Source organism: Desulforamulus aquiferis (assembly GCF_030577015.1).
Lineage (GTDB): Bacteria > Bacillota > Desulfotomaculia > Desulfotomaculales > Desulfotomaculaceae > Desulfotomaculum > Desulfotomaculum aquiferis.
Genome location: NZ_JARPTC010000007.1, coordinates 1 through 20,422, shown reverse-complemented (window position 1 = coordinate 20,422; position 20,422 = coordinate 1). Strand labels below are relative to the sequence as shown.

Here is a 20,422-nt window from a genome sequence, read left to right as displayed (position 1 = left end):
GCCTTTATGGGTAAGGTAATTATTGTCGAAGGAAAAACCGACGGAGAACGACTTCGGCAAGTACTGGCCGAACAGGTAGACATAGTGGTGACCTATGGCACCCTTGGTTATCAAAGGTTAAATGAACTCATAGATAAGCTTCAAGATGCGGATGTTTATATTCTTACTGATGCAGACGAATCAGGGGAAAAACTCCGCAGACAGTTAAAAAAGGAGTTTCCCAATGCAACTCACCTTTATGCTTTAAGGGAGTTTGGCCAAGTAGCCAACACTCCCTTAAAGCATCTATCAGAAATCTTCCAGGAGGCCAAATTTCTAGTCAAACAGAGTTAACTCCTTCCTTCCCTTAGAAGTTCCTAGGTTAAGATTAATGTAAACTCTTTGTGGGAAATTACTAAAGCAAGGATGTTTCACCTAGTTTATGAATCAATTTCCAATGGTCTTCTGAAACCGGCATTACAGAAAGGCGCGGCCTGTGTACCAGCAGCCATTCTTGGAACAGAGGATTTTCCTTTATCTCTCTAAGGGTCACAGGCCTATTTATAGGATAGCGTGGGATCACGTCTACAATAATTAAACGGGCATCTTGTTCTCCAGGATCTGGATAAGGATCAGACACTATTTCTGCTACCCCCACAACCGCCTTTTCTTTTCCTGTATGATAGATAAAGGCAAGATCTCCCGGTTTCATTTGGCGAAGATGCTTGAGGGCAGCAAAGTTTCTAACGCCCTCCCAGGTATCTCTGCCCAACATCTCTAGCTTTGTATAGCTATAACTAGCTGGTTCAGTTTTTAATAGCCAGTGCTGCATGTGATTTACTCCTTTATAATACATAATTAAATGTTGGTTAATTTAGGCCCATGTTAAGTCCGGGGGTAGTAGCTTTTGAAATGGAAAATAAGGGTACTAATCTTTTTTTACTTTTCCACCGTTGGTGTGCTTATTCCTTTTCTCCCATTACTTTTAAATAATAGGGGACTTTCAGCAGGTCAAATCGGTATACTTTTAGCCCTGGGACCCTTTGTCTCGATATTAGTACAATCCCCCTGGGGACTTCTTAGTGACCGACTACAGACAGTAAAAAAGATAATTATGATTCAAATGACAGCAACCCTAGTCCTTAGTCTGCTGTTATTTAATTTACATTCCTTTTACTTATTAGTTCCTACGGCATTTGTTTTTTATGCCTTCTTTCTCCCCACCTTTCCCTTAATTGATTGTCTTATACTTGCACGGATTAAGGAAACGGGAGAAAGCTTTGGCAGTTATCGACTCTGGGGATCAGTTGGCTTTGCAGTTACTGCTCTATCTGTGGGAGCGCTGCTAGCGGTCATAGGTATTGATAGGGTAGGGCTGATCTACCAGGGACTTTTGATAATATCCCTGTTGCTGTCAATCCCAGTCCTGGACACCCCCCCGTCAGGCCGGGCCTTTAACCCCGGACAATTAAAAAAACTCCTTACCAATAGGCAAATCATCGGAATATTTATTTTCATTGCCATCATTAATTCCACAAATAGGGCTAATGACAACTTTATGAGCCTGCTGATTGAATTCCTAGGGGGTAGTGAAGCTACGGTAGGACAGGCCTGGACAGTGGCCCCCTTAAGTGAGGTGCCAGTCTTCGCCTTGTTTGGTTTTTTCCTAGCCCGGGGAAAGGAAGAGATGATCCTCGCCCTGGGGGCACTGGTTTATGCCGTGAGGTGGTTTCTATTTGCTATTATAAACAATCCTGATCTAATAATCATTATCCAGCTCCTACACGGCCTTTCCTTTGGACTATTTTATATGGCGGGTGTATCTTATATTGGTAAAATTGTCCCGCCAGGATTACGTGCCAGTGGACAGGGACTATTAGCCACCTTTGGCGGGGGAATTGCAGGAATTACAGGTGCTTTGGCAGGCGGCCTGGTTATGGATTTATATGGGCCAAAAACCTTATACTTTGGCAGCTCGATTTTGGCCCTGTGTGCGGTAATAGGTTTTGTTATATTCCTAAAAATTTCCGTTAATAATACTAACGGAGGTGATTTGAAAATGGATCGTTTTATTGTAAGGGGTCCAGAACAGGCCTGTAATGAAATCCAGGCCGATAACATGGACCAGGCCATCAATCAGGTGAAGCAGCGGTTCCCTGGCAAAATGGTAGCAGCTGATGCTTCCGGAGTAATTTATGTGTGTCAGCCTAATGAAGACGAAACAGCATGCCAAATGAAATACAAGTAAATAGAACAGCATTAAAAAAGAACCGTTTATATCATGCGGTTCTTTTTTTGAACCCTTTATTGATTTTGATTTTTTGGGTGAAAATAAGAAAGAAGGGGGGAAGGAAATGAAAAAAATAAATATTGGTCTTGGTTTCACCAGTTTGAATCAGGAAAGCCATCAATTAAAGCTAAAGGTAGCTGGTTCTATTCCGGATTGGTTATCAGGAACACTGATAAGGGTAGGTGCAGCAAAATTTGAGGTGGAAAATGAAGGTTACCGCCATTGGTTTGATGGTTTAGCTATGCTCTACGGGTTTAATTTCCGAAGCGGCAGTGTTTATTTCAGCAACAAATTTATTAAGGGAAAAACATATCTGCAATCTAAGGAGAAGGGGCGAATAGTGTACCAGGAATTTGCTACCAGGCCAGGAACGGCTTGGTCTCACAGAGTAGCCCTTAATATTGCACATCAATTTACCGACAATACCAGTGTTAACATAATGAAAACGGGGAATCATTTTATTGCCATGACCGAGACACCACAAAGGCTAGAGTTTGATCCATCCTCCCTGGAAACCATCGGTCCTTATAAATATAAGGACAATATCCTAGGTCACATAACAACCGCTCATCCCCATTATGACTTCGAGAAGGACGAATATATAAATTATATTACCAGCTTTTTATCCCTTGGTAGTTATTACCATATCTACCGGATAAAAAATGGTTCAGATAAAAGGGAAATTATAAGTTCTATACAAATTAAGGAACCATCCTATATGCACAGCTTTTCCATAACTCAAAATTATGTGATACTGGCAGAGTATCCGCTGCTGATAAATAAAGGTAAACTCTTTATAAAAGGGGAGCCTTTGATCAAAAACCTCTTTTGGAAGCCCTGGAAGGGCACTAAATTTTTGGTGGTTAATCGGCATAACGGAAATATTCTGGGTAGATTTGCTACAGAGGCCTTCTTTGCTTTCCACCATATAAATGCCTTTGAGGAAAAGGGTGATATTATTCTGGATCTACTTGCCTATGGTGATCCAACAATTATAGAGACAATGTATTTATCGAAAATAAGAAAAGATGATACCATTTCGCCTACTCCTGAAATACGACGCTATAGAATTAGCTTGACAAGTGGTAAAGTTAAATATTCCACACCCTTCTGGGATTTTGCCGAGTTTCCACGGATCAATTATAGTAAATGCAATGCCAGGGACTATAGTTATATTTATGGTCTAAATTCCTTTAGGTCCGGTGGATTTTTAAATAAATTGGTAAAGTTAAATATCAAAGCTAAGGACTCAATGGGATGGGTTGAAAATTCCTGCTACCCTTCGGAGCCGGTTTTTATTGCTGTACCTGATGCTGTGACAGAGGATGAGGGAGTAATTATCTCCCTGGTACTTAATACGGAAAGGGAAAAATCCTTTCTTCTACTTCTGGATGCTGCATCCTTTGAGGAATTGGCCCGGGTAGAATTACCCTATGTAATACCATTTAGTTCTCATGGAGAGTTTTACAAAGAACAACATTGTTTTATGTAAATTTATCCATTTTTCTGGAGGAATTATATGGTTTATAATGGAATATAATCTGTAATCTGTCGTATTTACGGGGGTTACAGGAATGGGAAAACCTAAAGTGCCAGCAGCAGTTCACTCCATTCGCTTCAAGATTTCCCTAATAATTATGGTGGTAGTAATTGGTTTAATAACAACTGTGCTTGTTACAACCAGATATATGCATGAAGAGGCTAAGGTAGCGGCCCGAGAGAAAGCAAAAAGTGAGATGCGTTTAGGGGGCGTATACCTGGACTGTAAATTTCCGGGAGATTGGGCAATTGTAAATGGCCAAATCTATAAGGGCAATACAGTTATGAATGGTAATTATGGTATTATAGATGAAATTGGTGCCATTACAGGTGGTGCTTGTACAATCTATCAAGGGGCAACCAGGGTGGCTACAAATATAACAAGGAATGGTCAACGTATTGTTGGTACTAATGTTTCTGATGAGGTTTCCAGGATTGTACTTGAGGATGGGGTTGAATATTTTGGAGAAGCCGACGTGCTCGGAGTTAAATATCAAGGAGCTTACCAGCCTGTAACTGATGTACATGGGAATATAATTGGTATATGGTATGTAGGTTTCAGCAAAACTTCAATAAATGAGTTTGTAGAGAGTTCTTGGTGGGGAATAATATCCAGCTTTGTTCTAGTCATGCTAATGATTGTGAGTATTATCTGGCTATTTACCAAATCATTGGACAGGCCGGTTAAAGAACTTGTTGCAGCGGCAAATCGTTTGGCCAGGGGTGACCTGGATACAAAGATAACAGTTAAGACCCGGGATGAAATTGGTTTTTTAGCGAATTCCTTTGAGAAAATGCGAAGTGAGTTAAGTCAACAGTATAGCGATTTACGCAAGGCTAATCAGCTCCTTGCTAAATCTGAAGGAAGATTTGTTGACTTATTAAAACATATAAATATGTTGGCTGTTATTTTGGATGATAAAGGTAGAATAACCTTTTGTAATGATTATTTGCTTAAGCTTTCGGGATGGGAATTGGAAGAAGTCATAAATGAGGACTGGATAAGCATTTTTGTGCCGAAGGATAAGAGGGAAGAGGCGGCACAAGTTTTCAAGCAAATGGTTGAAGGTACGGGAGAAGAAATAGCTACCTACGAAATTGAAACAAAAAGTGGTAACAGACGTCTAATTCAATGGCACAAAAGATTGATTCGTGATATGAAGGGGAACGTTTTGGGTATCGCCAGGATTGGCGAAGATGTAACTGAAAGGTATCTGGCTGAAGAAAATTTGCGTTCAGCCCACCAACAGTTGCTTAATATAATTGAATTTTTGCCCGATGCCACCTTTGTTATCAACAAGGACAAGAAAGTAATTGCCTGGAATAAGGCTATTGAAGAAATGACAGGAGTTGCTAAAACAGATATTATTGGAAAAGGTGACTATGCATACTCTGTACCTTTTTACGGTGAGCAAAGGCCTGTCCTAATAGATTTAATATTTTTAAATGATCAAGAAGCAAGGAGAAAGTACAATTATGTTAAGAGGAAAGATAAAACGCTTTTTGCAGAAACCTTTATACCTACCGGGGGGGAGGAACTAGGTGTATACTATTGGCTTACTGCATCGCCCCTTTTTAATACCCATGGTGAGGTGGTAGGTGCCATAGAGTCCATTAGGGATATAACTGATAACAAGCGGGTGGAAAAGCGTCTTCAATATCTTGCCACCCATGATTCACTGACCAATATCCCTAACAGGTATATGCTTGAGGAAACCTTAAAGAGAGTATTGGCTAAGGCAAGAAGAGGTCAAAAGGGAGCTCTGCTATTTATAGACTTAGATAACTTTAAACTTGTAAATGATACTTTAGGGCATGATGCCGGAGATGAATTACTTGTAAGTATTGTCAGGCTTCTTAAGAATAATCTGCGAGCTTCTGATATGTTAGCTCGGCTGGGTGGCGATGAGTTCGCCGTTCTACTTGAGGACTCCAGTCTCCAGGAAGCCCTTCATGTAGCAGAAAAACTTCGTATTTCTGTTGATGAGAGTGAAGTATGTCTGGTGATGCACAGGCATTGTGTAAACCTTAGTCTCAGTATTGGTGTTGTAGTTATTGATGGTACGCTAAATTCACAAAAGGTACTATCTCTGGCCGATACAGCCCTTTATAGGGCCAAGGACGGGGGAAGGAACAGAGTGGAGTTTGTACCTCCAGGGGAAGATGCGTCTATTCATCTTTCACGTACTAATCAATTAGTCAGTATTATTAAAGCAGCGCTAAAGGAAAACCGCTTTGAATTGTACTATCAACCTGTGGTAAGTGTCGAGGAAAAAAAGATACTTCATTACGAGGCATTACTAAGGTTGAAGGATGATAAGGGTGATTTAGTTTCGCCCGGCAAGTTTATTCCTGTGGCCGAGCGTTTTGGTTTAATGCCCCAGATCGACAGGTGGGTGGTTCAACACTCCCTTCAAAAGCTAGTCGATGAGCCAGCTTTAAACCTCTTCATTAATATATCAGGGGTGAGTTTAGGGGATGAGGAGCTTCTGGAATATATTGAGGAAGCTATAAATACCAGGGGAATTGAACCTTCTAGAATGGGCTTTGAGATAACTGAGACTGCCGCGGTAAGGGATTTGAAACGGGCAGAGTATTGGATTTTAAGGCTGAAGAGGTTGGGATGCAGATTTGCCCTGGATGATTTTGGTATCGGGTTTTCGTCCTTTACCTATTTGCGTATGATTCCTGCTGATTTCATTAAAATAGATGGATCATTTATTAGCAATATGCATAGTGAGCCAACCAATGTTGCCCTGGTGCAGGCTATTCATACTGTGGCTCGCACCTTGGGCAAGAAAACAGTTGCAGAGTTTGTGGAGAATAAAGAAATATTAAGCAAATTGCAGGAACTAAATGTAGATTTTGCCCAGGGCTATTACTTAGGGAGGCCTGCTCCTAAACCCCAGGATATGGATGAGCTTGAGTGATTTAGCTATATGGAATAACGAAAGGGTGAGAGAGATTAATTTTACTAAATTTTGTAATAGAGTAATATTAATGGCAGGTATTTCTGCTCTGCTGCTACTGCCTTCCCAGGCAGTAGCCAACAATATCGGCATTGTAGTTAATGATCAAGCAGTAATAATCCCACCAGAGGATCAACAGGCCATGTTATTAAATGGCAGGACCTATGTCCCCCTCCGGGTTATCAGCGAAAACCTTGGTGCCTCTATAGAATGGAATAATGATACCAAAAGAGTCCTTATACAAACGCTGCATGGTAATATTACAGACATACCCGAGCGAGTTGGCAGCAGCTTCAAAGAGGTAGAAATAGTTGTGGACGGGCAGGTATTAAATGTCCACCCAGATTATGGAGTCCCCTTTGTCTCTTCAATGGGAAGAACAGTGGTGCCCCTTAGGGCGGTTGGTGAGGCTCTGGGCTGTCAGGTTAATTGGGATAAGGATACTAAAATGGTGGATATTAAAAAACAAGGATGGCTAATAGAAACACCAGAACCCATTAAAGAAGAGGAAATAATTAGTGAACCAGTGGTACAGGTACCTGCACCTACACCGGCACCTAGTAAACTCTTGATTGATTTGGCAGCCTATAGAACCAATATTAGGCTAGTGGATAGCCGGGTTATTAACTCCCAGGAACTGCTCAATATGAATGAGTCTGACTTTAGCACCGCTCAAATTGAACAATTCCAATCCTTTTATAACCAATTAGCTAAATACCAACACCAAATAAAACTTCCAGGGGGCAGTACAATAAATACAGCCGATTTGACCATAACCGGTCCTTCCATTGCTACTGCAGACCAACTCCGTGCCTGGATTGCTGCGGAAACACCACGTCTTCGCGTAAAAATGGAGCAGCTTAACCGGGACTTTATACCCATACCAGATTTAGCAGATTTATATATTAGAATAGGTAACGAATATGGTATCAGGGGGGATCTGGCATTCTGTCAGGCTGCAAAGGAAACTCATTTTTGGCAGTTTACAGGAGATGTTCAGCCCTATCAAAATAACTATTGCGGGTTGTGGGCCACAGGCAGTCCCTGCACCGGAGCTGAGTCTCATAACGGGTCAGACCCGACCCTGGTGAGCTTTGGGCCCGGTGTTCACGGAGCTATTTTTGCTACTCCCGAAGTGGGTGTTGAGGCCCATATACAACACCTCTACGCCTATGCTAATAAAGATCCGCTTCCTAATGGTAAGGTTTTAGTTGACCCTAGATATACACTGGTTTCCCGAGGCTCCGCCAATACCTGGCAAGGACTCAATGCCCGTTGGGCAGTGCCCGGACTAACCTATGGACAAAGTATTATTCAGGATTATTGGATGAACGCATTAGCCCAGAGATAGTAATTTCTTGGGAATATTAGAATGGCGTACCGGCTTAAACTGGTACGCCATTAAATGTTAGTCCAAATTACCTATAAAGTGAAATCTAGGCTTTAATGAACCTTCCACCCGAACCTTCTCTACAAACATGTCCATGGGTCTAACCCACAAACTTCCATCCTTTTCACACTTGTAGACCACCATTTGCTCCTCTGTTTCGGAGTTTTTGGCCAAACAAAGGACCTCGTAGTAATTACCCTTAAAATGTCTGTACCTGCCCATTGGAATCATATTTTACCCTCCATTATTTACATTATTCTTTCCCTAGTATAATAAAATATTTTTTATATAATTAGCTATATGGTGTCATTTTTTTGTTTCTAGCCCTGTCTATATTATGAAAACCAAAGCGAGCAGCTGTTACGCATATATGGCAAGGGGGGTGTACACCTATTAGCATTAATATGCCGACCTACTATTTAGAAACACAAGGCAGTTATGGAGATAACATGGAAGAAAAATTTAAAGTAATTTACCAAAAAAATTATTATAAACTGGTCCGCCAGGCTGCGTTTCTATTAGGAGATTCGGTAATTGCCGAGGATCAGGTTCAAGAGGCCTTTGTGCGATTACACCGGACAGGCATAGAAAATGTAGAACACCCGGTTGCCTGGTTAGCAGTAGTTACTAATAATCTGTGTTATGATTACATGCGCTCTGAGGGTAGTAGGCGCCGCCGGGAGGAGAGGGTTTTTCAACCTGATGGTGAACCACGTCAAATGCCTGCCGCTGAAGAACTGGTACTGGATCGGGAGGAAGTCAGACTAGTTCGCTCAGCCTTAGAAAAGTTGCAACCAAGGGATAGAATAATTTTGTTAATGAAATTCTCTGGCTATAGCTATGATGAAATTGCCGTCACAGCTGAAATTGGCAAGAACTCTGTAGGAACTATTCTATCCAGGGCTAGAGAGCGGTTCAAGCGCGAATATGAATACCTGATGAAATAAACGGGAGGTGCTACATATGAATTGCCCAAATAGGGGAGTGTGGCAGGCTTTCTTAGATAAAGAAATTCCTCAGCAGGATATGGAAAAATATCATAAACATGCAGAAAAATGTCAGCAATGTCAAGATACCTTAAAAGAATTGTTGGATCTTGAAAAATGGTCTGACAATAGCTTAGCTATGTATCAGGAAGCAGTTGACAATACTGTCCAAGAAAAGAGTATAGGGACCTTAGAATATGGTTTTATTCAAAAGAAACAGTCCAAGGGAGGAAATTTTATGAAAAATAAAATTACCAGGTGGTTTACAATAGCCGCCTCAGTAATAGTAATTACTGGACTTATTACCTTTGCGCCTGTTCAACAGGCAGTGGCAGATTTACTTTCAATATTCAGAGTGCAAAAGATTGAAATGGTCAAGATTAATCCACAAGAGTTAGAGCAAATGGCCAAGGCAATAGAAAGCAAAGTAGGAGAGGTTGACCTTAAGCAATTTGGCAAAGTAGAGGTTTCAACTAAGCCTGAACAAGTAAAGGTAGCCCTGGCCAAGGCCAAGGAAGAATTACCCTTTAATGTTAAGGAACCAAAAGTAATTCCTTCAGGATATAGTCTACAGGACAGCGTGACACTGCATAGGCCTGGCAAGGCAAATTTTGAACTAGACGTTAAGCAGGTCAATACCCTACTTCAAAGCTTAGGGGCAACCACCTTAATTCCAGATAGTTTAGCAGGAAAGGCCTTTAGTTTGGACATACCGGCAGGTATTAGGGCTGACTTTTTAAATGACAATGGTAATACCGGCTTTACCTTGACTCAGTTTTCAACACCTGAGCTGGTAGTTCCCTCCGGTGTAGATCCTCTAAGCTTAAGAAATGCTTTGCTTGATTTACCAATTTTACCAGAGGATTTACGCAACCAGTTGGCGGGAATCAGTGATTGGCAGAATACCATGATTATTCCTGATATGGGTAAGGAAAATATGGAGACAATTCATCTAGGCGAATTTGAGGCAGTCTACTCAACTAATTTAAATGGCCATAGCCACATGATGTGGGTAGATAATGGAGTCATCTACCAGCTTAGCGGCTGGCTCGACCGCGAACAGGCCATTGGTATTGCCGAAAATCTAAAATAATAAATTTGGAGAGATACCATGCTTGCGATAAAAACTGATCAACTTACTAAGACCTACAGTGGGGAAGGGGGCTGCCGGGGAATCTCCCTGGCGGTTCCCCGGGGAACAATCTTCGGTCTCTTGGGTCCAAACGGTGCTGGTAAAAGTACCTTAGTTAAAATGCTGGTGGGACTATTACATCCCACTTCAGGTGAGGCTGAGTTACTTGGCAAACCCTTAACAGATATCACCATTAGGCAAAAAATTGGTTTTCTACCTGAGAACTTTAAATATCATGATTGGTTAACCGGAGAGGATTTACTCCGGTTTCATGCGTCTCTGTATAAATTAACTACCACTGAAATTAAAAAAAGATTACCGGAAGTTTTAGCTATGGTAGGCTTATCCGGGGATTCACACAAAACTGTGGGAAGCTATAGTAAAGGTATGCAGCAGCGAATTGGCCTAGCCTGTGCCCTTCTCCCCGAGCCAGATTTGTTGTTTTTAGATGAACCTACCTCTGCTTTGGATCCTATCGGTAGAAAAATGGTGCGCAATATTATTGTAGACCTGAAAAACCAAGGGAAAACTGTATTTTTGAACAGCCATCTTCTAAGTGAATTGGAGACGGTTTGTGACCAGATTGGAATAATTAGGGGGGGAACTTTAATCTTTCAGGGTGATTGGCGAGAGATAAGTCAAAGCTTCCGTGTCAAGATTATTCTCGCAGGGCAGGAAGTGAAGGACAAGCTACAAAGGTTAGATATTCGGCAATGCCAGGTGATTGCAAGCAATATTATAGCTAAAACCCATGAAAGTAATGAAGCAGGTATGTATGAGGTGTATATCTCCTGTAAGGAAAAAAGCAATACACCGGAATTAATAGAAGGTCTGATTGAGGTAGGACTGAAGGTGTTTGAAGTTGTGCCTGAGACAGATTCCCTGGAAAATATATTCTTACAATATGTATCGGATAATTCGAAAGGAAGGTAGTCATTTTGTTAACCATAGCAAGATTAACCTTTCAAGAGGTATTTAAAAAGAAGGTATTTCTTATAACAGTTTTGATGTCAGTGGCTTTTGTTCTTCTTTACGGGATTGCCCTTGATTTTACAGCCCAGGAAATGCAGAAAATGAACACAATGAGGGGCTCAATTCAGGTTATTCAGCAGATGGTAGGTAACCAACTCTTGGGTGCAGGTTTGTATTTTTCTTCATTCCTGTTGGCTTTGCTGGCCCTGTTGGCCAGTGTTGGCTCCATTGCTTCGGAATTAGAGAACGGCATGCTTCATTCTATAGTATCCAAACCCATTAGAAGAAGAGAGATTATATTAGGTAAGTTCATTGGCTATGGTATAATGCTTTCTGTATATGCGTTATTGCTTTATTTAATAATATTAGCCTTAAATGGCTATTACAATAAGGGTGCCCTAACCCTATTGGACACTGGTAACTTTATTATGGGTGCCTTTGTGTTTATGCTGCAACCAATTTTGCTGCTAGGTGTGGCAATGGTCTTTAGCACACTATTTAGGACACTAACTGCTGGCATTATATCGGTTATTCTATATGGCATAGGTATGATAGGTGGCTTTGTTGAACAAGTTGGATCTGCCATATCAAATACTTCACTAATCAATACGGGCATTGTAAGCAGCTTGATTATGCCAAGTGATGCGCTATTTAGGAGGCTTATAGTTATTGTTACTGGGAGTGATTCGAACCCATTAGCGACGTTGAATATGGGCCCCTTTGGAGTATCAGTTCCACCAAGTAATGCCATGTTATTATATACTTGCTTATACATTGTGTGTTGTGTCATATTTTCTATTTACTATTTCAATAGGAAAGATTTATAGTATGTATATTAATGCATAATGTTGGATATATGCATAATAATTATTCTATAGCATGTACAAATATTCAAATATACAATTTAGTTGACATGAGAGTTTGTATGATATATTGTTAAAGATAAATAACTTAATATTATGGAAAGGAGGCTACATGCCTTAAAACAACCGGCTAACCAGTTGTTTTTCTTTTTGTAAGCATGAATATTTGAAAGGAGATTATCCTATGGATTACCAATGGCTCTCTATTGTACCGCCTTTGGTGGCAATTGGACTGGCTCTGATTACTAAGAGGGTAATACCTTCCCTTGCTGTAGGAATTATATCGGGGGCCTTTATCATTAGTGAATATAATATAGCGGGGACATTTATAAAGGCCGCCGGTATTATGTTTGAGAAGGTTACAGACAGTTGGAATTATTCAATTCTTTTGTTTTTAGTTAGTTTAGGAATATTAGTATATTTAATAACTATGGCAGGCGGTTCATACGCCTATGGACAATGGGCAGCCTCTAAAGTAAAATCCAGGTCCGGCGCCAAGCTATCGGTGTTTTTCTTAGGAATTGTAATCTTTATAGATGATTATTTTAATAGCTTAACAGTTGGTACTGTCATGCGGCCCATCACTGATAAATTTAAGATTTCCCGGGCTAAATTAGCTTACATCATTGATTCTACTGCTGCACCCATATGTATCATAGCGCCAGTCTCCAGTTGGGTTGTGACGGTAATGTCAACCATGGGTGATAAGTTTAAAACCACAGGCATTGCCATGGAGCCCTTTACAGCCTTTCTCATGACAATACCTTATAACTATTACGCCTGGCTTACCCTGTTAATGGTGGTAATTTTATGTCTATACAAATTTGATTTTGGTTCCATGAGGCTTCATGAGGAAAAGGCCCTTAGGGATGGAGATGTGGGGGGATTAGCATTCGATGAAAATGACGTATCCCAAGAGTCATCAGGAAAAGGCAGCATGTGGGACTTGGTACTGCCAATATCCGGACTTGTTCTATTCTCACTGATGGCAATGGTGTATACAGGGGGCTATTTTGAGGGAGGAATGTCAGTCCTTGATGCCATTAAGGATACAGATGCTGCAACATCCCTATTATATGGGGGAATAGGTGCCTTAGCTTTATGCCTGCTGCTCTTCCTGCCCAGAAGGATTATTGCAGTGGGACAATTACCCAGGGCTTTTTATAAGGGCTTTATGGCAATGCTGCCGGCCAATCTTATTCTGATATTTGCCTGGACTATTGGTGGGGTTATCAGTGAGATGGAAACGGGAGTTTTCCTTGCTAATCAATTAGGGGACAAGATGCCCTTCTGGCTATACCCGGCAGTGGCCTTTGTGCTGGCCGGCTTAATGGCTTTTTCCACAGGCACATCCTGGGGCACCTTTGCCATAATGATTCCTATAGCCATAGACCTTGCATTGGTGGTTGACCCTCAGCTACTAATAATTATGATGTCCTCCGTATTAGCCGGGGCGGTATATGGAGATCACTGCTCACCCATATCTGATACAACCATACTGTCCTCCACGGGGGCTGCATGCAACCATATCGATCATGTCTCCACTCAGTTGCCCTATGCCAGTTTGGTGGCAGTTGTATCCTTTACGGGGTATATTATTTCTGCCCTAATGACCAGAGTGACAGATAGCATGTTCTTAAACGTTGGGTTTACCATGATTATTTGTATCGGGATTTTAATCCTTTCCTTAAATATTCTGCATCGGATGGCAATGGGAAGGGAAAAAGCGCAATTTAATAGGGTCTAAGGTTAAACCCTCACCTAAAGGTGGGGGTTTTATTTATGTATACTTTAAAATGAATATTGATGATATTGCAAGTTGGCTATGGGAGGTTTAGAATTGTTCTTATGTATAACCAATAAGAAAGGAAGTATTAAGTATGTCTAAGGGAGAGCAAGGTAGCCCTGGTAATGTAAGCTCATTTTCATTAGTTGGCCTAGTTCACCTGCTGATAGTTTATATTGTTTGGGGTAGTACCTACCTGGCTATTAGAATTGGGGTTCGTGAAGGCTCCGGGTTTCCTCCATTTATGATGGGAGCCTCCAGGCTGTTAGCGGCAGGCTGTATTCTATTAATTGCTGCAGCTTTATTAAAGCAATGTCTTAAAATATCACGTAAGGAACTAAGCATTCTGGCTATTTCAGGGGTGTTTCTTTGGGTTGGTGGTAATGGCTTGGTAATGTGGGCTGAGCAGCATGCCGATTCAGGCTACGCTGCCCTATTGGTAGCCACTGCACCCATGTGGGTTGCCGTGATAGAGGCAATTTTAGATCGGAAATTACCCTCTTGGTTACTAGCTGGTTCCCTATTGACTGGCTTTGTCGGACTTATATTGCTTTCGGTTCCAGTTCTTACCGACATTACCATAACTGATGCTTGGAGTATGGCGGCCTTATTATTGGCACCCATGTGCTGGGCCATAGGATCTGTGTGGCAGAGGCGTAATCAAGTCTCAGTAGGCATTGTTGCAAGTTCCGGTTATCAGCAGTTATTTGGAGGGATTGGTTTTGCCCTAGTTGCATTATTATCTGGGGAACCTTTACCCAATCCCACTGCTGAGGCTTGGTGGGCTTGGGGTTACCTATTAATCTTTGGTTCCCTGGCCTTTACCTCATATATTTTTGCTCTGCGGCTTTTGCCCACCAGTGTGGTGATGACTTATGCCTATGTAAACCCGGTGGTGGCGGTATTCCTAGGATGGTTAATTCTCCAGGAGGGTGTCACGGTGTGGACAATAGGTGGAACGGCTCTTGTTTTACTAGGTGTGGCGGGTGCCTTTTATGACCAAAAGCTTGAAAAAAGAAGGACAATAAAATGTAATGCAGTTGTTGAGTCATAAAAGAACCCGGGCAGTTCAAACTGAACTGCCCGGGTTCTTTTATTTAAAGTTTTTTTATTGTCTGTTTCTATTATTTGCCGATCTTCTGATGGTGTTTCTATCGTCACTAGCATCATTTAAACCTGTGGTACCTGGTGGTAACCAGCCATTGCCATTATCCGGATTTGTGGTCGGAGTAGACGGATTATCAACATCTGGCGGAGGACTTAGTTGATATTTTTCTGCTTGTTCAGGATCTATTCCATAGGCATTATGCAAGGTACAGGTAGTTTGCGGGGCCCTTATGGCAAAGTCTGCAACATTTGACGGAACAGTATAGGGTAATTTGACCACCACCTTGGTAATCCTATCAGTGCAGAAATCGTTGGGAAGATCACCTGTAGTAGCACATATATCCATATACTGGTGTAAGTTATCTGTCTCAGTGGGAACTGTTCCTTCTGCGAATAAATCCGTTACCATATGCTCCGGAGGGGTATAGGTGCCAGGTAATAGGCCAGATTTGTTATCTACCGTAGCATTAACAATACCCGCTGGCTTGGTGAACGGGCGAACCGGTACATCTGCCAGGGACTTGCTCATTACTTCCCGCCATATGGCAGCAGGGAACATACCACCAAAGGTACGATCCATCTTGGCAGGAGTATCATGTCCAATCCAAACAGCACCTACAAGTTCCGGTGTATATCCTACAAACCAGACGTCTTTACCTAAATCAGTTGTTCCGGTTTTTCCTGCTACCGGTCTGGCGCCCAGGTTGGCGTTAGCACCTGTACCCGATTGCACGGCGGAGGTTAACATATCAGTAACCAGATAAGCAGTTGTAGCCTTCATTGCTTGGCTTTGCTCCGGTTTAAATTCATCGAGGACAGTGCCATCAAATCTCTCAACTTTTGTAATGGCATGGGGTTTTACATAAATACCACGGTTTGCAAAGGTACCGTAGGCTCCTACCATATCAAGGGGAACAACACCGGTGCTCACTCCACCCAGGGCCATGGCTAAACCATCATTTTTGGAATCAAGGGTGGTTATCCCTAAGCCATTGGCAAATTTAACTGCCTGATCAAGTCCTACTTCGTTAAGAAGTTTAATGGCAACAATATTCACCGAATGTGTTAGGGCGGTTCTCAAGGTTATCAGACCCTTAAAGCTACCGTCGGAATTTTTGGGACTATAGCTGCCAAATGAGGTAGGAATATCATCCACAACAGATGCCGGACTTTTACCTAAAAGCTCAATGGCCGGTGCATATGCAACAATAGGCTTAATTGATGAACCTGGTTGACGGCCAATCTTTCGCCCGTCTGCCAATACCTGGTATTGAGTGGCTCGATTTAATTGACGCTGCTGCTTATGCTCTCTACCACCAACAATTGCCCTTAAATAACCTGTGCCAGGCTCCATGAATACTGCGGCACCCTGGGGCTGTGGCAAACCGTTGCTGTCGGGCTTAAACCCTGAAGGAAAGTTTTTAGGATTTGCCATTGCTATCTCTGCAGTTTTTTGTACTTTTGGATCAAGGGTTGTATAAACCTTTAGACCACCTTGATAAACCATATCGGCGCCATACATTTGTACAAGCTTTTCTGTGACATAATCAACAAAGAAGGGATAAGGATAGCTAGAGGCTCGCATATTCTCTACACTTGGTAAAGGCTTTTCTGCTGCAGCCAGACGCTGTTCTTCTGAGATTTTGCCGGCTTCCTTCATTCTAAGCAGGACTGTATTACGCCTGTTTAATGCCCGTTCATATTGTTTTTGATATTGCTGCTCCTGGGCCTCTTTTAGTTCGTCTTTCTGAGCATCAGCTTCCTTCTGTGTGTCAGTAGACTCTGCGTTATCTAAATAACTGGAGTAAGATGACGGAGCCTGGGGAAGTCCTGCTAAAAAGGCTGCCTCTTCCAGGGTAATTGTGTCAGTTTTTAAATCTTTACCGAGATAGGTTTGGGCAGCCGATTGAATGCCATAGGCTCCTTGTCCGTAATATATCTTATTAAGATACATCTCAAAGATTTCATCTTTGGTAAAATGTCTTTCCATTTGCAGGGTTAAGATTATCTCTTGAATTTTACGCTTGGGCGTTCTTTCGGGAGAAAGGTAAGATAATTTAACTAGCTGCATGGTGATGGTACTAAAACCTTCACGAATGCCTCCGGCAAGAACATTTTTATAGATTGCCCTGCCTAAACTGCGAAGATTAATTCCGTAATGATCATAAAAGCGATCATCTTCCGTAGCCAGGAAAGCATCTCTAATCTCTTCAGGAACTTCAGCGAGCTTTATTGGCTCCCGGTTTTCGGTGCCTATCCGGGTGACGAAATTTCCATCCTTATCGTAGATTGTAGTGGGAACCATTGATTCCAAGGCGTCAGGATTCCAGGCTGGCATGTCCGACACGGCATAAGCGACGTACCCAACGGATATAAAACCACCTAGAAGTACACATAATGCTGTAATTAAAATTATCAGACGACCGGGTCTGAGCCTTCGGCTTTTACGTTTAGCCAAAGTCTAAAACCTCCTTTTAGGAAAAAATTAAAGGCAATAATAACAGAATTATAACATAAGTTCAGGAATTCATAGTAGATTATTTTGCTTTCTTGTCACCCTCTGCAAGCTTTGGTATAATTATTAAGATTTTTAACCATGTAAGATATTACTAAATTCTAGGAATGTGAAAGGAGTCCAGTTATGTTAGAGCTTGCAAAACAACTGGAGATAATTAAAAGGGGAGTAGTTGAAATTGTCCCTGAAGAAGAATTAGTATTAAAGCTTAAGAAATCCATAGCCAATAACAAACCATTACATATAAAACTGGGTCTTGACCCAACTGCACCGGATATTCATCTTGGTCATACTGTGGTTTTACAAAAGCTTCGTCAATTTCAGGAATTAGGTCACCAAGTTACTATTATTCTAGGTGATTACACTGGAAGGATTGGTGACCCCAGCGGAAAATCTGAAACTAGAAAGCAGCTCACTGAAGAACAGGTTTTGACTAATGCCAAAACCTATGAGAAACAAATATTTAAAGTACTGGACCCTGAGAAAACTAAGGTTAGATTTAATAGTAGCTGGTTAGCACCATTAAAATTTGAAGACGTAATTAGACTTGCTGCCACCACTACCGTGGCCAGAATGTTGGAAAGGGAAGACTTTACCAAGAGGTTTAAAGAAAACCTTCCTATTAGCATTCACGAGTTTTTCTACCCATTAATGCAGGGATATGATTCTGTAGCCCTAGAAGCAGATGTGGAATTGGGTGGGACTGATCAGAAATTTAATTTGCTTATGGGTCGGACCCTGCAAAAAGAATTTGGACAAGAACCACAAATTGCTTTAATGATGCCAATATTGGAAGGTCTTGATGGGGTCAACAAGATGAGTAAGAGCCTTGGCAATTATATCGGCATAGACGAGGCTCCCCAGGATATGTACGGAAAAACCATGTCTATTCCCGATGAACTTATGATTAGATATTTTGAATTGGTAACACCAGTTCCCATGGAAGAAATTAAATCTATTGAAAAGGGCCTAACAGAGGGAACCCTGCATCCAAGGGATGTTAAGATGAGATTGGGTAGGGAAATTGTAGCCTTTTATCACGGTGCTGAGGCGGCCATTCAATCAGAAGAACATTTTAAAAAGGTTTTCCAGAAGCGTGAGCTGCCCGATGAAATTGACCAATTTATAGTCACTTCTGACCTTTATGAGGAAGGACTAGTTGCTATACCCAGACTACTTACCCAGGCCGGTTTGGCTGCCAGTACCAGTGAGGCCAGAAGGTTGGTTAAGGAAGGAGCAGTTAAGATTAACGGAGAAAAGGTCTCTGATCCAAATTTGAGATTTTCACCTGAGGATGGTATGATTATCAGAGCTGGTAAGCGACGCTTTGCACAGTTGTCTGTGAAAGAATAATAAATATATACAGGCTATCACCTTTTTATTCACCACCACATATAGATAGTATGTGGGGGTGATTTTTTGTTCAGGAAAAGAAGACAACTACCCGGGAAGATTGCCATTGTAGCCATTGTGATAGTTGGATTAGCCATATCCTTTGTGGTTATTGACAAATTTCTACAACCTACTCTTTTTGCCATCGCTAGAGTAAAGGCTGTAAATTTAGCTACTGAAATATTGAATCAGACAGTTCAAGAAAAGCTAGTTAATCAGAGGGTTCAATATCAGGATATTGTTCAAATACATAAGGATGATAAGGGTAAAATTGTTTTAATGCAAGCTGACACAATTAAGCTAAACAAAATATCTAATGAAATAACTTTAAAAGTTCAAGAAACCTTAAGAAACCTGGATAATGAAAGTATAGGGATTCCCCTAGGCCAACTGCTGGGAATTCATTTGATAGCAGCCAGAGGGCCGGAATTAAATGTCAGAATGATTCCAGTGGGAACGGTAAGGGTTGATATCATAGATAGATTTGAAGGGGCTGGGATAAATCAGACCAGGCATCTGATATGGCTGGATCTTAGTTCTGAGTTTCAGATTGCCATACCCTTATACAATGAAATATTTAATATTTCCACCAAAGTTCCCTTAGTAGAAAGCATTATAATTGGTGATGTTCCACCTGCATTGGTAACATTGCCTGGCGGTGTATTAGGAAAATAATTTTGGTAATTAGGATAATATTAAAATGAATATGAATAATACCTTATATTATCGGAACAATAATTGCGAAAAGAAAGGACTTACAACAATAAGTAATAAACTTTAACAAAGTCACCTTGACTAACATTTCACAATGTGTTAATATAACAAAGTCGCTGAAGTCAGAAAACTGAGGCAGTTAAACAAAAAATTACTACTTGATTGAAGGTAATCAAAGGAAATTACCAAAAACTTGCACTTGAAACAGAGCGAGTGACATGGTAAGATGTAATTCCTGGTCTTTGAAAACTAAACAGAAGATGATGAATGCAAACTTGGTTTAGTCGTAAGTCGGACGGAAGTTCGAGACTATGACAACCACAAATGAATTCTCGTCAAGCGTTAATAAAAACGCTAGCAAGTAATTCCTAAACAAGTAAAAGAAGAGCTAATCAACTCTTTAAATATTGCAAGATATTTAATGGAGAGTTTGATCCTGGCTCAGGACGAACGCTGGCGGCGTGCTTAACACATGCAAGTCGAACGGAGATTAAGTTGAAACCTAGTGATACTTAAACTTAGTGGCGGACGGGTGAGTAACGCGTGGATAACCTGCCTGATAGCCCGGGATAACAGCTGGAAACGGCTGCTAATACCGGATACGCTAATCGGAACGCATGTTCTGATTAGGAAAGCTTTAGTACTATCAGATGGATCCGCGTCCCATTAGCTAGTTGGTGGTGTAATGGACCACCAAGGCGACGATGGGTAGCCGGCCTGAGAGGGCGAACGGCCACACTGGGACTGAGACACGGCCCAGACTCCTACGGGAGGCAGCAGTGGGGAAT

16 protein-coding genes and 1 rRNA gene are annotated in these 20,422 nt (G+C 41.5%); 14 read left to right on the top strand and 3 right to left on the bottom strand.

Features of this window, described 5'->3' with window-relative positions:
- Positions 1-6 precede the first annotated feature (6 nt).
- Positions 7-333 carry a toprim domain-containing protein gene (locus P6N53_RS05495; protein ID WP_304541760.1) on the top strand — a complete coding sequence of 109 codons (327 nt, stop codon included), beginning with the start codon at positions 7-9 and terminating at the stop codon, positions 331-333.
- 61 nt (positions 334-394) lie between these two features.
- Here the strand turns inward: P6N53_RS05495 and P6N53_RS05490 are convergent, their stop codons facing one another.
- A complete protein-coding gene (locus tag P6N53_RS05490) occupies positions 395-811 on the bottom strand; it encodes an EVE domain-containing protein (RefSeq protein WP_304541758.1) in 417 nt (138 codons plus the stop codon).
- Between the two features lie 75 nt (positions 812-886).
- Between P6N53_RS05490 and P6N53_RS05485 the strand changes: the two genes are divergently transcribed.
- From P6N53_RS05485 to P6N53_RS05470, 4 genes are all read left to right on the top strand, one after another.
- Positions 887-2,227 carry an MFS transporter gene (locus tag P6N53_RS05485; protein ID WP_304541757.1) on the top strand — a complete coding sequence of 447 codons (1,341 nt, stop codon included), beginning with the start codon at positions 887-889 and terminating at the stop codon, positions 2,225-2,227.
- 106 nt (positions 2,228-2,333) lie between these two features.
- Positions 2,334-3,761, top strand: a complete 1,428-nt coding sequence (locus P6N53_RS05480; RefSeq protein ID WP_304541755.1) for a carotenoid oxygenase family protein — start codon at positions 2,334-2,336, stop codon at positions 3,759-3,761.
- Between the two features lie 82 nt (positions 3,762-3,843).
- Positions 3,844-6,738 (top strand): EAL domain-containing protein, encoded by a 2,895-nt coding sequence (locus P6N53_RS05475; RefSeq protein WP_304541754.1) that lies wholly within the window; start codon positions 3,844-3,846, stop codon positions 6,736-6,738.
- A gap of 70 nt (positions 6,739-6,808) precedes the next feature.
- Positions 6,809-8,128, top strand: a complete 1,320-nt coding sequence (locus P6N53_RS05470; RefSeq protein WP_304541753.1) for a stalk domain-containing protein — start codon at positions 6,809-6,811, stop codon at positions 8,126-8,128.
- A 57-nt stretch (positions 8,129-8,185) separates the two neighbouring features.
- Here P6N53_RS05470 and P6N53_RS05465 read toward each other — a convergent pair whose 3' ends face one another.
- On the bottom strand, positions 8,186-8,398 hold the full coding sequence (locus P6N53_RS05465) for a DUF1653 domain-containing protein (RefSeq protein ID WP_304541751.1): 213 nt from the start codon (positions 8,396-8,398) through the stop codon (positions 8,186-8,188).
- A 218-nt stretch (positions 8,399-8,616) separates the two neighbouring features.
- Between P6N53_RS05465 and P6N53_RS05460 the strand changes: the two genes are divergently transcribed.
- The 6 genes from P6N53_RS05460 to P6N53_RS05435 all read left to right on the top strand — a co-directional run bounded on the left by P6N53_RS05460 (position 8,617) and on the right by P6N53_RS05435 (position 14,960).
- Positions 8,617-9,114 (top strand): sigma-70 family RNA polymerase sigma factor, encoded by a 498-nt coding sequence (locus P6N53_RS05460; protein ID WP_304541750.1) that lies wholly within the window; start codon positions 8,617-8,619, stop codon positions 9,112-9,114.
- A gap of 16 nt (positions 9,115-9,130) precedes the next feature.
- Complete coding sequence (locus P6N53_RS05455; protein ID WP_304541749.1) at positions 9,131-10,246, top strand: DUF4367 domain-containing protein; 1,116 nt, start codon at positions 9,131-9,133, stop codon at positions 10,244-10,246.
- An 18-nt stretch (positions 10,247-10,264) separates the two neighbouring features.
- Entirely contained in the window at positions 10,265-11,218 is a 954-nt protein-coding gene (locus P6N53_RS05450) for an ABC transporter ATP-binding protein (RefSeq protein WP_304541748.1), read from the top strand.
- 5 nt (positions 11,219-11,223) lie between these two features.
- Positions 11,224-12,084, top strand: coding sequence for an ABC transporter permease (locus P6N53_RS05445; RefSeq protein ID WP_304541747.1), 861 nt, complete (start codon positions 11,224-11,226; stop codon positions 12,082-12,084).
- A gap of 220 nt (positions 12,085-12,304) precedes the next feature.
- On the top strand, positions 12,305-13,867 hold the full coding sequence (locus tag P6N53_RS05440; protein ID WP_304541746.1) for a Na+/H+ antiporter NhaC family protein: 1,563 nt from the start codon (positions 12,305-12,307) through the stop codon (positions 13,865-13,867).
- A 133-nt stretch (positions 13,868-14,000) separates the two neighbouring features.
- Positions 14,001-14,960, top strand: coding sequence for an EamA family transporter (locus P6N53_RS05435; RefSeq protein WP_304541744.1), 960 nt, complete (start codon positions 14,001-14,003; stop codon positions 14,958-14,960).
- Positions 14,961-15,014: 54 nt separating this feature from the next.
- Here the strand turns inward: P6N53_RS05435 and P6N53_RS05430 are convergent, their stop codons facing one another.
- Entirely contained in the window at positions 15,015-17,471 is a 2,457-nt protein-coding gene (locus P6N53_RS05430) for a transglycosylase domain-containing protein (RefSeq protein ID WP_304541742.1), read from the bottom strand.
- Between the two features lie 183 nt (positions 17,472-17,654).
- Here P6N53_RS05430 and tyrS point away from each other — a divergent pair, with 183 nt between their 5' ends.
- From tyrS to P6N53_RS05415, 3 genes are all read left to right on the top strand, one after another.
- Positions 17,655-18,881 carry a tyrosine--tRNA ligase gene (gene tyrS, locus P6N53_RS05425; RefSeq protein WP_304541741.1) on the top strand — a complete coding sequence of 409 codons (1,227 nt, stop codon included), beginning with the start codon at positions 17,655-17,657 and terminating at the stop codon, positions 18,879-18,881.
- Positions 18,882-18,947: 66 nt separating this feature from the next.
- Positions 18,948-19,595: a sporulation protein YunB gene (gene yunB, locus P6N53_RS05420; RefSeq protein WP_304541740.1), complete on the top strand. Its 648-nt coding sequence runs from the start codon at positions 18,948-18,950 to the stop codon at positions 19,593-19,595.
- A gap of 457 nt (positions 19,596-20,052) precedes the next feature.
- Positions 20,053-20,422 (top strand): 16S ribosomal RNA (locus P6N53_RS05415); the annotation flags it as partial.